Consider the following 14,860-nt stretch of genomic DNA (forward strand, 5'->3'; position numbering starts at 1 on the left):
CTAAACACCTCGGTCAGTCCCCTCTCCCCCTGGGAGAGGGCTAGGGTGAGGGGTAGCTTTAGAAGCGCGACCCAGGCTGCGAAAGAAACGCCAATTCCTCAGCCGTTGATTCGCGCCCCAACACCGCATTGCGATGGGGAAACCGTCCAAACTGCGCGATCACTTTCTGATGCCGCTCGGCAAAGTCCAGGTAATCGGCAAACAGGGCCTGATCAGCCCCGGGCTGCTGCGCGACCAGATCGATGTACCGGGAGACACCTTCGTTCTGCACCGCGAGGTTCTCGCTGTGCTCGAACACCAGGTAGATGAACACCCGCTCAATTGGCTGCAACTGCCGATCGAAATCCGCAGCAATGCCCTGGGCCACCAGCTTTTGCGCCCGCAGATCACCTGCAAAGGCTTTGGGAGTATCACGGAAGATCATGCGCGGGATTTGATCGAGCAACAGCACCAGAGCCAGCCAACCTTCGGGACGTTGCATCCACTCGGTCAATCCGCCGGCCAGTGCCTGCTCGACCTGGCCCCCGAAACGCTCTCGCGCTTCGAGGTCCTGGCTGTCGCGCTTGCCAAACCACAACTTGCCCTTCTGCGCCGCCACTTCGCTCGCTGACCCGGAACTCCCGAACCACCAATCAAGCAACGGCTGCCAAGGGGCGTTCATGGCTTATTCCTTATGGTAAGCCGTGGCGCGTGCAACTTCTTCCTTCGAGCCGAGGAACACCGCTACACGCTGGTGCAGGCCGTCAGGCTTGATGTCGAGGATGCGCTGGTGACCGTCGGTGGACGCGCCACCCGCTTGCTCCACCAGGAACGACATCGGGTTGGCTTCGTACATCAGGCGCAGTTTGCCCGGCTTGGACGGCTCGCGGCTGTCACGTGGGTACATGAACAGACCGCCACGGGTCAGGATGCGGTGCACATCGGCGACCATCGCAGCAACCCAACGCATGTTGTAGTTCTTTTTCAGCGGGCCTTCTTCGCCTGCCAGCAGTTCGCTGACGTAGCGTTGTACCGGGGCTTCCCAGTGGCGCTGGTTGGACATGTTAATGGCGAATTCCTGGGTCGATTCAGGAATGGTGATGTTTTCGTGGGTCAGTACGAAACTGCCCATTTCACGATCCAGGGTGAAGCCTTTCACGCCGTCGCCCAAGGTCAGGATCAGCATGGTCTGTGGACCGTAGATCGCGTAACCGGCGGCCACTTGCTGGGTACCAGGCTGAAGGAAGGCCTTTTCATTCAAAGGTTCGTTCTGGCTCAGGTATTCGTTCGGGCAACGCAGCACCGAGAAGATCGTGCCGACCGGGGCGTTGATGTCGATGTTCGACGAGCCGTCCAGCGGGTCGAATACCAGCAGGTACGCACCTTTCGGGTACTTGCCCGGGATCTGGTAGGCGTTGTCCATTTCTTCGGACGCCATGCCGGCCAGGTGACCGCCCCATTCGTTGGCTTCGAGCAGGATCTCGTTGGAGATCACGTCGAGCTTCTTCTGCACTTCGCCCTGGACGTTTTCAGTGCCCATGCTGCCCAGAACGCCGCCGAGGGCGCCTTTGGACACGGCGTGGTTGATCTCCTTGCAGGCACGCGCCACCACTTCGATCAGGAAGCGCAGATCGGCAGGAGTGTTGTTGCTACGGGTCTGCTCAATCAAATAGCGACTCAAGGTAACGCGGGACATGGAAGGCTCCGGAGGAATGGGGGGGCTAAAAACCCGCGCAGTTTAACGCGAGTCGGGGCGCATTTCCTCCCATCAGACGTAATCCGCTAAAGAGAGTTCATGCGCCGGGGTGAGCGTAGTTGGAAATGGCCCGAATGTGAGGGGCCAAGCAGCAGCCATTTCGGCAAATCTGGCGACAGAATGCCCTGCCCCCTACCCCCTGCAGGAGCGAGCATGCTCGCGATGGACGCCAAGGCAACGCGGGCCATCAGGCAACACGCGTTATCGTTAACGACCATCGCTAGCATGCTCGCTCCTACAGATACAGGGATCAGTGCTGAGGGAATTTATTCCAGCGCCTTCCAGATATCCGTCGCGTACTCACGAATGGTCCGGTCGGAGGAGAACCAGCCCATTCGCGCCGTGTTCAATACAGCAGAGCGCCACCACTCTTTCGAGTCGTGCCAATGGGCCTCGACGCGCATTTGTGCATTCCAGTAGGAGTCGAAATCGGCACAAACCAGGAAGCGGTCATAATCCACCAGCGAGTCGATCAGCCCGGCGTAACGGGACGGATCATCCGGCGAGAACACCCCGCCGCGTATTGCTTGCAGCACATCGTTGAGACGATGGGACGCGGCGATGTCCGGCACTGCACTGAACTCATGGTTCTGTTTGCGCGCTTCCACCTGCTGGGCGCTGAGGCCGAAGATGAACATGTGCTCGTCACCGATGCGATCGCACATTTCCACGTTGGCACCGTCCAGGGTACCGATGGTCAGCGCGCCGTTCAGGCCGAATTTCATGTTACTGGTGCCCGAGGCTTCGAAACCGGCGGTGGAAATCTGCTCGGACAAATCCGCCGCCGGAATGATGCTCTCCGCCAGGCTGACGTTGTAATTGGGCAGAAATACTACCTTGAGCAAACCGCGCACGGTTGGATCGTTGTTGACCACCCGGGCAATGTCATTGGTCAGTTTGATGATCAGCTTGGCCTGGTGATAACTGGCCGCCGCCTTGCCGGCAAAGATTTTCACCCGGGGCACCCAGTCGATTTCCGGCTCGGCACGAATCGCCTGGTAGAGCGCCACGGTGTGCATCAGGTTGAGTAGTTGACGTTTGTATTCGTGGATCCGTTTGACCTGTACGTCGAACATCGCTGCCGGGTTGACCGCAACACCCAGCCGCTCATGAATCAGATACGCCAGGGCTTTTTTACTGTGCAGCCGTTGTTCGGCGAACGACTTGCGGAACGCACTTTTCTCGGCGAATGGCTCAAGGGCGAGCAAGCGCTCCTCAGGGTTATCCAGCAAGTCCGGACCAAGAGCGTCAACCAGCATCGAGGTCAGCTCGGGGTTGGCCTGATACAGCCAGCGACGGAAAGTGATGCCGTTGGTCTTGTTGTTGATCCGCTCCGGATAGAGCTTGTGCAGCTCGGAGAACACCGTTTTGCGCATCAACTGCGTGTGCAGCCCCGATACGCCGTTGACACTGTGAGAGCCGAGAAACGCGAGGTTGCCCATGCGCACTCGACGGCCATTGTCTTCCTCGATCAGCGAGACCGCGCGCAGTACGTCGAAGTCATGGATGCCCTTGGCCCGCAGCGAGTCGATGTGCTGGGCGTTGATCAGATAAATGATCTGCATGTGCCGCGGCAGCATGCGCTCCATCAGGCCGACCGGCCAGGTTTCCAGCGCCTCGGGCAACAGTGTGTGGTTGGTGTAGGACAACGTATCGACGGTGATCTGCCACGCGGCGTCCCAGGCCACGTCGTAGACGTCGACCAGTTGCCGCATCAATTCGGCCACGGCAATCGAGGGGTGCGTGTCGTTGAGCTGGATCGCCGCATGGTCGCCCAGGGTCAACACCGAGGTGTGCATGTTGCGATGGCGACGCAGCAGGTCCTGCAGGGATGCGGCCACGAAGAAGTACTCCTGGCGCAGCCGCAGCTCCTGCCCGGCCTCGGTACTGTCCGCCGGGTAAAGCACCCTGGAAATACTTTCCGCCCGGGCCACCTCGGCCACGGCGCCCAGGTGGTCGCCGGCGTTGAAGCGTTCCAGGTGCAGATCTTCCATGGCCCGGGCCCGCCACAGGCGCAGGGTGTTGACGCTCGCTCCGCGCCAGCCGACCACCGGGGTGTCGTAGGCAATCGCCCGCACGGTTTCCGCCGGGGACCAGATTTGTCGGGCTTTGCCAGCGTCGTCGGTCAGGGTTTGTACGCTGCCGCCAAAACCGATGGGGTAAACCACTTCCGCCCGCTCGAACTCCCAGGGGTTGCCGAAATCCAGCCAGTGTTCGGTCTGCTCCTGCTGCCAGCCGTCGACGATGGCCTGGCGGAACAAGCCATGTTCATAACGGATGCCATAGCCATGGCCGGCGATGCCGAGGGTCGACATGCTTTCCATGAAACACGCCGCCAGCCGACCGAGGCCACCGTTGCCCAGGGCTGCATCAGGCTCCAGCAGGCGGATGCGCTCCAGGTCGACGCCAAGCTCGGTCAGGGCCTCACGGGCAACATCGAGCAGGCCGAGGTTGCTCAGACTGTCGTAGAGCAGCCGGCCGATGAGAAATTCCAGGGAGAGGTAATAAACGCGCTTCTGACCTTTGCGGTAGATTTGCCGCGTGTGGTCCATCCAGTGCTCGACCATGTGGTCGCGCGCGGCCAGGGCAATGGCCTCGAACCAGTCGTGATCGAAGGCGTGATCCGGGTCTTTGCCTACCGCGTAGGTCAGTTTGGTCAAGACGGCGTCGCGGAATGCGGCCACCTCTGCTTCGCGAACAAGTGGTTCTTGAGTCATCGATAAGACCTCGAGCGAGCTTGGGTTGTCTGAGCCTAGACGGTCTGACAGGCGGTAGAGGCTCCGGTTCGGCAGTATTTCCCGTGTGTGCGATTTCAGGCTTGGCGTGAGCCTGAAAGAATGCAGGGCTCGTGCCGTTTTTTCAGTCGCTGAACCTGAATGTGAAAAAATCTGGCGAAAGGTTGTTCAAAAATCCACCAGTCCCGGTATCATCGCGCGCCCTGATGCACACACGCCTGGTAATTCCCGATGATGAAGCCCAACCTGATTGCCGCCGCCGAGATCGACCGTCTCGATACGTGGGCCAAATATTCGGCCCCGATGTGCGGCTCTTGTGTGTCCAGCTGCTGCACGCTGCCGGTCGAGGTCAAGATCAAGGATCTGGTGCGCATCGGCGTGGTCGACGAGTTCGAACTGGGCGACCCGCCGAAGAACATTGCCAAGCGCCTGCAAAAGGAAGGGCTGGTTGAGCGATTCAACCAGAAATCCGGAATTTTCACCCTCCAGCGCATGAGCAACAACGATTGCTACTACCTGGATCGTAAGAGCCGCCTGTGCACCATTTATGACAAGCGTCCCGACACCTGCCGCAACCATCCGAAAATCGGCCCGCGGCCGGGGTATTGCGCGTACAAGCCCAAGGAAGTGGAGCGTGAGCGGAATTCGCGGAGTATCGAGCGGTTCTGAGTAAGGCCGGATATGAGCGGCGGGCTTCAGACCTGCACCCTCACCCCAGCCCTCTCCCAGAGGGAGAGGGAGCCGACCGAGGTGTCTTGAGCTATCCATCGACCTGACAATACGAGCCGATTGTGGATTCAGAAGCCCTTTTGGGATGCCTGCGCTACCCATCGACCTGATAATGCGAGTCGATTGTGGATTCAGAAGCCCTTTTGAGATGCCTGCGCTACCCATCGACCTGATAACGCGATTCGGTTATGGATTCGGCAGAGCTCTTTCAGGTCGATAAATTTCTGCAGCATCCCACGATCAGTCCCCTCTCCCAGGGGGAGAGGGCTAGGGTGAGGGGAAAACGCCTCCCAACATTTCCCCCAGACAAACAAAAACGCCCCCGGTCTCTCGACCGGGGGCGTTTTCATTTCAGCTCAGGCTAAAACATCAAGCCTTGGCTTTCTTGGCAGCGCGGGTACGCTCGCTTTCGTCCAGGATCTTCTTGCGAAGACGGATGGACTTAGGAGTTACTTCACACAGCTCGTCGTCCTGGATGAATTCCAGAGCCTGTTCCAGGGTGAAGCGAACAGGTGGAACCAGAGCGATGGTCTCGTCTTTACCCGAAGCACGCATGTTGTCGAGCTTCTTGCCCTTGGTAGGGTTAACGCCCAGGTCGTTGTCACGGCTGTTCAGACCAACGATCTGACCGTTGTAGATTTCCTGACCGTGTTCTACGAACAGCTTGCCACGCGCCTGCAGGGTTTCCAGGGAGTAGGTCAGTGCCTTGCCGGTTTCAACCGAAACCAGAACGCCGTTCTGACGGCCGGACATGTCGCCGGACTTCATGGTGTCGTAACGATCGAAGATCGAGGTCAGGATGCCAGCACCGTTGGTCAGGGTCAGGAACTGGTTACGGAAACCGATCAGACCACGAGCAGGGATGTTGTATTCCAGACGTACACGGCCTTTGCCATCCGGCACCATGTTGGTCAGGTCGCCTTTACGCAGGCCCATCTCTTCCATCACCTTGCCCTGGGATTCTTCCGGCAGGTCGATGGTGACGTTTTCGAACGGTTCGTGCTTCACGCCGTCTACCAGACGGATGATCACTTCCGGACGGCCTACAGCCATTTCGAAGCCTTCGCGACGCATGGTTTCGATCAGTACCGAGAGGTGCAGTTCGCCACGGCCGGAAACCTTGAACTTGTCAGCCGAGTCGCCTTCTTCAACGCGCAGTGCAACGTTGTACAGCAGCTCTTTGTCCAGACGTTCCTTGATGTTACGGGAAGTCACGAACTTGCCTTCTTTACCGCAGAATGGCGAGTCGTTTACCTGGAAGGTCATGGAAACGGTTGGCTCGTCGACGGTCAACGGCTTCATCGCTTCAACGGTGTCCGGGTGGCACAGGGTGTCGGAGATGAACAGCGAGTCCATACCGCTGATGCACACGATGTCGCCTGCAGCAGCTTCTTCAACGTCTACACGGTGCAGACCGTGGTGACCCATCAGCTTCAGGATACGACCGTTACGCTTCTTGCCGTCGGCGCCGATAGCGACAACCGGGGTGTTCGGCTTGACGCGACCACGAGCGATACGGCCAACACCGATAACACCCAGGAAGCTGTTGTAGTCCAGTGCGGAGATCTGCATCTGGAACGGACCATCACGGTCAACAGCCGGCGCCGGTACGTTGTCGACGATCGACTGGTACAGCGGGGTCATGTCTTCAGCCATTTCGGTGTGGTCCAGACCGGCAATACCGTTCAGGGCCGAGGCGTAGACGACTTTGAAGTCCAGCTGTTCTTCGGTGGCACCCAGGTTGTCGAACAGGTCGAAGATCTGGTCCAGAACCCAGTCCGGACGCGCGCCTGGACGGTCAACCTTGTTGATGCACACGATCGGACGCAGGCCGGCTTCGAAAGCCTTCTTGGTCACGAAACGGGTTTGCGGCATAGGGCCGTCTTGAGCGTCAACCAGCAGCAGAACGGAGTCAACCATCGACATAACGCGTTCAACTTCGCCGCCGAAGTCGGCGTGGCCCGGGGTGTCCACGATGTTGATGTGGTAGCCGTTCCAGTTGATGGCGGTGTTTTTCGCCAGAATGGTAATACCGCGCTCTTTTTCCTGGTCGTTGGAGTCCATCACGCGCTCGTCGTTAAGCTCGTTGCGCTCCAGAGTGCCGGATTGACGCAGGAGTTTGTCTACCAGGGTGGTTTTACCATGGTCAACGTGAGCAATGATGGCGATGTTGCGTAGATTTTCGATCACTTGTGTATCTCGATCAGAGGATTCGGTGTGCTGACAAGTCTTGGCAGCGATTTACAGTAGAGTCAGGCCTTGCCGTTACAGCTTGACGGCGGCGTCGGGGGGCCGGTGACGCAAGCCACAGGCAAACAGCCCCGGGCACTTAGCTCGGTCGATAAACGCGCACATTGGCATGCCCCTCACTGAGCAAATGGTGGGCATGCAGGCGACTCATCACGCCTTTGTCGCAATAAAGCAGGTACTGGCGAGTAGGGTCCAGTTCCTTGAAACGAGCGTTCAGTGCATAAAACGGCATCGTTTGTACCTCGATGCCAGCAAGGTCCAGCGGGTCGTCTTCAGCGGCATCCGGGTGACGGATATCGATGACGATCTGACCGGCCAGCGCTTCGCTGACTTCTTCAATTTGAACATCCTGGCCCAATTCGTCGATCACCCGATCGATCGGTACCAGTTTGGCGTTTTCGAGCGCACGCTCGAGTACCGCCATATCGAATTCTTTCTCTTCATGCTCGACGCGATGGCGCTTGGCTGCGGTCTTCGGATTGACCGAGATGACGCCGCAGTATTCCGGCATGTGCCGGGCGAAATCAGCAGTGCCGATCTCGTTGGCCAGGTCGATGATGTCCTGCTTGTGGCTGGCGATGAGCGGACGCAAGACCAGTTTCTCGGTCACGCAGTCGATCACGTTCAGGTTCGGCAATGTCTGGCTCGAAACCTGGGAGATCGCCTCACCGGTCACCAACGCCTCAATGTGCAGTCGATCGGCAATTTGGGAGGAAGCGCGCAACATCATACGCTTCAATACTACGCCCATATGACTGTTATCGACTTTGCCGAGAATTTCGCCCAGCACTTCCTCGAACGGCACACTGACAAATAGCACGCGTTGGGAGCTGCCGTACTTCTTCCAGATGAAATGCGCGACTTCCATGACGCCCAGTTCGTGGGCACGTCCGCCCAGATTGAAGAAGCAGAAATGCGCCATCAGGCCGCGACGCATGATCTGGTAGGCCGCCACAGTGGAGTCGAAGCCGCCGGACATCAGAACGAGCGTCTGTTCCAGGGCTCCCAGCGGATAACCGCCGATGCCGGTGTGCTGGCTGTGGATCACGAACAACCGTTGGTCGCGAACTTCGATGCGGACTTCGATTTCGGGCTTTTTCAGGTCGATTCCGGCGGCACCGCACTGGCGGCGCAACTGGCTGCCGACGTATTTCTCGATGTCTATGGAGCTAAATGGGTGCTTGCCGGCGCGTTTGCAACGCACCGAGAAAATCTTCCCGGCCAGTGCATCGCCGTAGTGCTGCTTGCACTTCTCGACGATGTCGTCGAAGTCACCCAGCGGGTACTCGTCGATCTGCAGGAAATGCGCGATGCCCGGCATGCAGCTCAGGCGTTCGCCCATCTCTTTCAGGGCCTTGGGATCGCTGACGCGGGTTTCCAGCTCGAGGTTGTCCCACACACCGTTCACCACCACAGCCGGGTCCAGATCGCGGAGCACAGCACGGATGTTCTTGGCCAACTGACGGATGAAACGCATCCGTACCGGGCGGCTCTTGATGGTGATCTCGGGGAAGACTTTTACGATTAATTTCATGGAAACAGCGCGCGCAGGGCCTGCCGAAAAAGGGGGGCGCGGATTATAGCGGAAATTGCTCAAGGTTTAACCAGTTAATATGCAGAAGGTTTTACATGCACCAAAACAGGTCATTTGTCGTCTTCGACGCAACATTACAGGGCGGGATTTTCTTCCTTAAGGGCCAATATGCCCTGATAAGCGAGATTTTGGGGCAAAAAACCCATGCTGGGGCACTGGCATGCAATTTGCTCCCTTGTGAGGCAGGTTGCCTTGGCAGAATATTCGCGCCGGCATCACAAACATTAAAGGGCATCCACTACCAGCCCTAATCCACCCGGAGGACACTATGTCGAAGTCGGTTCAACTCATCAAAGATCATGACGTCAAGTGGATTGATCTGCGCTTCACAGACACCAAAGGCACTCAGCACCACGTGACCATGCCGGCTCGCGATGCGCTGGAAGACGACTTCTTCGAAGTCGGCAAAATGTTCGACGGTTCCTCCATCGCTGGCTGGAAAGGTATCGAAGCTTCCGACATGATCCTGCTGCCGGACGACTCCACCGCTGTGCTGGATCCGTTCACTGAAGAGCCGACCCTGATCCTGGTCTGCGACATCATCGAACCTTCGAGCATGCAAGGCTACGATCGCGACCCACGTGCGATCGCCAAGCGTGCCGAAGAGCACCTGAAATCCACCGGTATCGGTGACACCGTATTCGCCGGCCCAGAGCCAGAGTTCTTCATCTTCGACCAGGTGAAGTTCAAGTCCGACATTTCCGGTTCCATGTTCAAGATCTACTCCGAACAAGGTTCCTGGATGTCCGACCAGGACATCGAAGGCGGCAACAAGGGCCACCGCCCAGGCGTCAAAGGCGGCTACTTCCCGGTTCCACCGTTCGACCACGACCACGAAATCCGTACCTCCATGTGCAACGCACTGGAAGAAATGGGCCTGACCGTCGAAGTTCACCACCACGAAGTGGCAACTGCCGGCCAGAACGAAATCGGCGTCAAGTTCAACACCCTGGTGAAGAAAGCCGACGAAACCCAAACCCTGAAGTACGTTGTACACAACGTTGCTGACGCTTACGGCCGCACCGCGACCTTCATGCCTAAGCCTCTGTACGGTGACAACGGTTCGGGCATGCACGTACACATGTCGATCTGGAAAGACGGCAAGAACACCTTCGCAGGCGAAGGCTATGCCGGCCTGTCCGATACCGCCCTGTACTTCATCGGCGGCATCATCAAGCACGGTAAGGCCCTGAACGGCTTCACCAACCCGGCGACCAACTCCTACAAGCGTCTGGTTCCAGGCTTCGAAGCACCGGTAATGCTGGCCTACTCGGCTCGCAACCGTTCCGCTTCGATCCGTATTCCTTACGTGTCGAGCCCGAAAGCCCGCCGTATCGAAGCACGCTTCCCGGATCCGGCTGCCAACCCGTACCTGTGCTTCGCCGCACTGTTGATGGCTGGCCTGGACGGCATCCAGAACAAGATCCACCCTGGCGATGCAGCTGACAAAAACCTGTACGACCTGCCGCCTGAAGAGGCCAAAGAGATCCCACAAGTTTGCGGCAGCCTGAAAGAAGCCCTGGAAGAGCTGGACAAAGGTCGTGCGTTCCTGACCAAAGGCGGCGTTTTCAGCGACGACTTCATCGACGCTTACATCGCTCTGAAAAGCGAAGAAGAAATCAAGGTACGTACCTTCGTACACCCACTGGAATACGAGCTGTACTACAGCTGCTGATCCGGTAGCGCCGCGACACGCGGCGTGACAAAAAGAGGCCTCCTTCGGGAGGCCTTTTTATTGCCCGCAATTTCGATAGTCGCCCGATTTCCCCGTGGTGAGGGGGCTCGCCCCCGTTGGACTACGCAGTAGTTCCAGAAATTCTTGGGGCCGGTGCGCAACCCAGCGGGGCGATGCGGCGTTCCGACAAGCCCCCTTGCCACAGGACTTTCGTGAAACATGCCCAAAATGTTTTGCGACTGGAGGCAACCGCCGCACCTGACCTATGCTGCAACCAACGCTTTCGTTTCCGGTCGAGCTCATGGCCCGTGTTTTTCCATTCATCCTGCTGCTGATATCCCTGCCCGCCACCGCGCAGATCTATAAGTACACGGACGCCAATGGCACCACCACCTACAGCAATCAACCGCCCACAGGCGCAAACGCCCGGGCTGTCGAGTTACAGCCTCTCAACAGCATCGAAAGCCAGCCACCTGGCAAACCCGCTCCACCCATCGCCCCTTCCAGCGAACAGCCCCGCAGCACCCTCTACGAGGTACTGGAACTCACAGGCCTGCCCACTGGCGAAGCACTGCGCGCCAACAACGGCAACGTCACTGTCGAAGTCCTGATCAAGCCGCGCTTGCAGGATCATCATCTAGTGCGTCTCTTGCTGGATGATCAGCCTTACGGTCAACCGAGCAACGTCCCGACCCTGCAATTGCTCAACGTCGCTCGTGGTGAGCACCGCCTCGCGGTACAGGTGATTGAAGGCCAAAGCATCGTGCAGCAAAGCCATACGTTGACCTTCACCGTGCAGCGGGCAAGCAAACCGTAAACCCGCAACGAAAATACCTTTGTGCGACTCTTCTTACTTCATTCAGCTTTGCGCACTATATTGGTGCGATATCTTGCGGCGCACGCACGTTCCAACCCATTTTGGTTCGAAAATACCCGTAACGGCGAACCGAGCGCTATGCAATCGAGCGCTAAACGCCCGTTTTAGCGCTAAAGCGCTTCTTTTCGGAGCCTTGGTTTGGTTTTTGCATTTTGCGCTTACCAACGCTTGATTCTTGCGCCCGCTCCGCTCCAAAAGAGGTCCTGATGACCATAAGCGACGCACTACACCGTTTGCTACTCGACAACCTCACCACCGCCACCATCCTGCTCGATGCCGAATTGCGCCTCGAGTACATGAACCCGGCGGCGGAGATGCTGCTGGCCATCAGTGGTCAGCGCAGCCATGGGCAATTCATCAGCGAGTTATTCACCGAGTCCCCCGAAGCGCTGAATTCTTTGCGCCAGGCGGTAGAACACGCGCATCCATTCACCAAACGTGAAGCCATGCTCACCGCCCTCACCGGCCAGACCCTGACCGTCGATTACGCTGTAACGCCCATCCTCAACAATGGCGAAACCCTGCTGCTGCTCGAAGTGCATCCTCGCGACCGCTTGTTGCGAATCACCAAGGAGGAGGCGCAACTGTCGAAGCAGGAAACCAGCAAAATGCTGGTGCGCGGCCTTGCCCATGAAATCAAGAACCCATTGGGCGGTATTCGCGGCGCGGCGCAGTTGCTGGCCCGCGAGCTGCCGGAAGAAAGCCTGCGCGACTACACCAACGTCATTATTGAAGAAGCCGATCGCCTGCGTAATCTGGTCGATCGCATGCTCGGCTCGAACAAGCTGCCTTCGCTGGCAATGTGCAACATCCACGAAGTGCTGGAGCGTGTCTGCCAGTTGGTGGAGGCCGAAAGCCAGGGTTGCATCACCTTGGTGCGCGACTATGACCCAAGCATCCCTGACGTATTGATCGACCGCGAACAGATGATTCAAGCGGTACTGAACATCGTGCGCAACGCGATGCAAGCCATCAGCAGCCAGAACGAGCTGCGCCTGGGTCGCATCAGCCTGCGCTCGCGCACCATGCGCCAGTTCACCATCGGCCACGTGCGCCATCGCCTGGTGACCAAGATCGAAATCATCGACAACGGTCCGGGCATTCCTGCCGAGCTTCAGGAAACCATTTTCTTCCCAATGGTCAGCGGCCGTCCGGATGGTACCGGTCTGGGCCTGGCCATTACCCAGAACATCATCAGCCAGCACCAGGGCCTGATCGAATGTGACAGCCACCCCGGCCACACCACCTTCTCGATCTTTCTGCCACTGGAACAAGGAGCCACATCGACATGAGCCGTAGTGAAACCGTGTGGATCGTCGATGACGACCGTTCTATCCGTTGGGTCCTGGAAAAAGCCTTGCAGCAGGAAGGCATGACTACGCAAAGCTTCGACAGCGCCGATGGCGTGATGAGCCGCCTGGCGCGCCAGCAGCCGGACGTGATCATTTCCGACATCCGCATGCCCGGTGCCAGCGGCTTGGACCTGCTGGCGCGGATTCGCGAACAACACCCACGGTTACCGGTCATCATCATGACCGCTCACTCCGATCTGGACAGCGCTGTCGCGTCCTATCAGGGCGGCGCATTCGAGTACCTGCCCAAGCCATTCGATGTCGACGAAGCCGTATCCCTGGTCAAGCGCGCCAACCAGCACGCCCAGGAACAGCAAGGCCTGGAAGTCGTTCCGACGCTGACTCGCACCCCGGAAATCATCGGCGAAGCGCCGGCGATGCAGGAAGTGTTTCGCGCCATCGGGCGTTTGAGCCATTCCAATATCACCGTGCTGATCAATGGTGAATCGGGTACCGGTAAAGAACTGGTGGCCCACGCCCTGCACCGCCACAGCCCCCGTGCGGCTTCGCCGTTCATTGCGCTGAACATGGCGGCAATCCCCAAGGACCTGATGGAGTCGGAGCTGTTCGGCCACGAGAAAGGCGCCTTCACCGGCGCAGCCAACCTGCGTCGCGGACGTTTCGAACAGGCAGATGGCGGCACCTTGTTCCTCGACGAAATCGGCGACATGCCGGCCGATACCCAGACCCGCCTGCTGCGTGTCCTGGCAGACGGCGAGTTCTACCGCGTGGGCGGTCATGTGCCGGTGAAGGTCGACGTGCGAATCATTGCCGCGACGCACCAGAACCTGGAAACCCTGGTGCACGCCGGGAAATTCCGTGAGGATTTGTTCCATCGACTGAACGTGATTCGAATCCACATTCCTCGCCTGTCGGACCGTCGCGAAGACATCCCGACCCTGGCCAAGCACTTCCTCAGTCGTGCCGCCCAGGAACTGGCCGTCGAGCCGAAGCTGCTCAAGAGCGAAACCGAGGAATACCTGAAAAACCTGCCGTGGCCGGGTAACGTGCGTCAGCTGGAGAACACCTGCCGCTGGATAACGGTGATGGCTTCGGGTCGCGAAGTGCACATCGGCGACTTGCCGCCGGAGCTGCTGAGCCTGCCTCAGGATTCGGCGCCAGTGACCAACTGGGAACAGGCCCTGCGCCAGTGGGCCGACCAGGCGCTGGCTCGCGGTCAGTCGAGCCTGCTAGACAGCGCTGTGCCAGCCTTCGAGCGGATCATGATCGAGACCGCCCTCAAACACACCGCCGGTCGCCGCCGCGATGCCGCTGTCTTGCTGGGCTGGGGCCGCAATACCCTGACTCGCAAGATCAAGGAATTGGGGATGAAGGTAGATGGCGGGGATGATGATGAGGGGGATGAGGGCTAAATTGGGCTAGCCCTGCAACATCGCTGGCAGCGAACCTCTTTTTAGTTCACACCGAACAATGTGGGAGCGGGCTTGCTCGCGAAAGCGGGGCGTCATTCAACATCGATGTTGAATGTGATGGCCTCTTCGCGAGCAAGCCCGCTCCCACATTTAGAACTGCGTGCACCGACTCAAAGCACCGTGAACCGCAATCGCGCACAAAAACAACTTCAACGCTCCCCCTGCGTTCGCTATCGAAGCCCTACCGAAAAAACACGAAAGCCCCGTAATACGGGGCTTTCGGCATTTCAGCACAACTTTGCGTTTCAACTTGTTAAAAACTGGCACGCCCCCTGCAATATCCCTTTCAAGTGATTCAGTTCACCTACCCGGTTTCGGGGACCTTGGTACAGGCAGGCCGGGGATTCCCCTCTTTACACCAGGCTCACACCGCAACCGCGACGAGCCAACCGTTTTGGGGCCCTTGATACAGGCAGGTCAGGGGTTCCTTCTTTACACCGGGGTTGGTGCCATGCGCCAACCCGCCCGTTTCGGGAACCT

At 58.5% G+C, this 14,860-nt stretch carries 10 protein-coding genes; 5 read left to right on the forward strand and 5 right to left on the reverse strand.

Annotation, left to right across the window (positions count from 1 at the left end; translation table 11 throughout):
* Positions 1-58: 58 nt before the first annotated feature.
* From AC07OG_RS03750 to AC07OG_RS03760, 3 genes are all read right to left on the reverse strand, one after another.
* Positions 59-661 (reverse strand): DUF924 family protein, encoded by a 603-nt coding sequence (locus tag AC07OG_RS03750; protein WP_060542578.1) that lies wholly within the window; start codon positions 659-661, stop codon positions 59-61.
* Between the two features lie 3 nt (positions 662-664).
* On the reverse strand, positions 665-1,675 hold the full coding sequence (locus AC07OG_RS03755) for a class 1 fructose-bisphosphatase (RefSeq protein ID WP_218424220.1): 1,011 nt from the start codon (positions 1,673-1,675) through the stop codon (positions 665-667).
* 326 nt (positions 1,676-2,001) lie between these two features.
* A complete protein-coding gene (locus AC07OG_RS03760) occupies positions 2,002-4,452 on the reverse strand; it encodes a glycogen/starch/alpha-glucan phosphorylase (RefSeq protein WP_218424219.1) in 2,451 nt (816 codons plus the stop codon).
* Between the two features lie 249 nt (positions 4,453-4,701).
* Here AC07OG_RS03760 and AC07OG_RS03765 point away from each other — a divergent pair, with 249 nt between their 5' ends.
* On the forward strand, positions 4,702-5,139 hold the full coding sequence (locus tag AC07OG_RS03765; RefSeq protein ID WP_060542575.1) for a YkgJ family cysteine cluster protein: 438 nt from the start codon (positions 4,702-4,704) through the stop codon (positions 5,137-5,139).
* A 429-nt stretch (positions 5,140-5,568) separates the two neighbouring features.
* Here the strand turns inward: AC07OG_RS03765 and typA are convergent, their stop codons facing one another.
* Both typA and thiI read right to left on the reverse strand, forming a co-directional pair.
* The gene (typA, locus tag AC07OG_RS03770; protein ID WP_060542574.1) at positions 5,569-7,389 is read right to left on the reverse strand and encodes a translational GTPase TypA; all 1,821 of its coding nucleotides are present in this window, start codon (positions 7,387-7,389) and stop codon (positions 5,569-5,571) included.
* Positions 7,390-7,528: 139 nt separating this feature from the next.
* The gene (thiI, locus tag AC07OG_RS03775; protein ID WP_060542573.1) at positions 7,529-8,983 is read right to left on the reverse strand and encodes a tRNA uracil 4-sulfurtransferase ThiI; all 1,455 of its coding nucleotides are present in this window, start codon (positions 8,981-8,983) and stop codon (positions 7,529-7,531) included.
* Between the two features lie 328 nt (positions 8,984-9,311).
* On the opposite strand from thiI, the gene glnA reads away from it, so the two are divergent.
* From glnA to ntrC, 4 genes are all read left to right on the forward strand, one after another.
* Entirely contained in the window at positions 9,312-10,718 is a 1,407-nt protein-coding gene (glnA, locus tag AC07OG_RS03780) for a type I glutamate--ammonia ligase (RefSeq protein WP_060542571.1), read from the forward strand.
* Between the two features lie 301 nt (positions 10,719-11,019).
* Positions 11,020-11,535, forward strand: a complete 516-nt coding sequence (locus tag AC07OG_RS03785; RefSeq protein WP_495066250.1) for a DUF4124 domain-containing protein — start codon at positions 11,020-11,022, stop codon at positions 11,533-11,535.
* A gap of 266 nt (positions 11,536-11,801) precedes the next feature.
* On the forward strand, positions 11,802-12,887 hold the full coding sequence (gene glnL / locus AC07OG_RS03790) for a nitrogen regulation protein NR(II) (RefSeq protein ID WP_060544065.1): 1,086 nt from the start codon (positions 11,802-11,804) through the stop codon (positions 12,885-12,887).
* On the forward strand, positions 12,884-14,320 hold the full coding sequence (gene ntrC / locus AC07OG_RS03795; RefSeq protein ID WP_060544064.1) for a nitrogen regulation protein NR(I): 1,437 nt from the start codon (positions 12,884-12,886) through the stop codon (positions 14,318-14,320). Before glnL ends, ntrC begins: the two co-directional genes overlap by 4 nt.
* Positions 14,321-14,860 lie beyond the last annotated feature (540 nt).

The sequence above is a fragment of the Pseudomonas sp. GW821-FHT09H03 genome, from assembly GCF_059415945.1.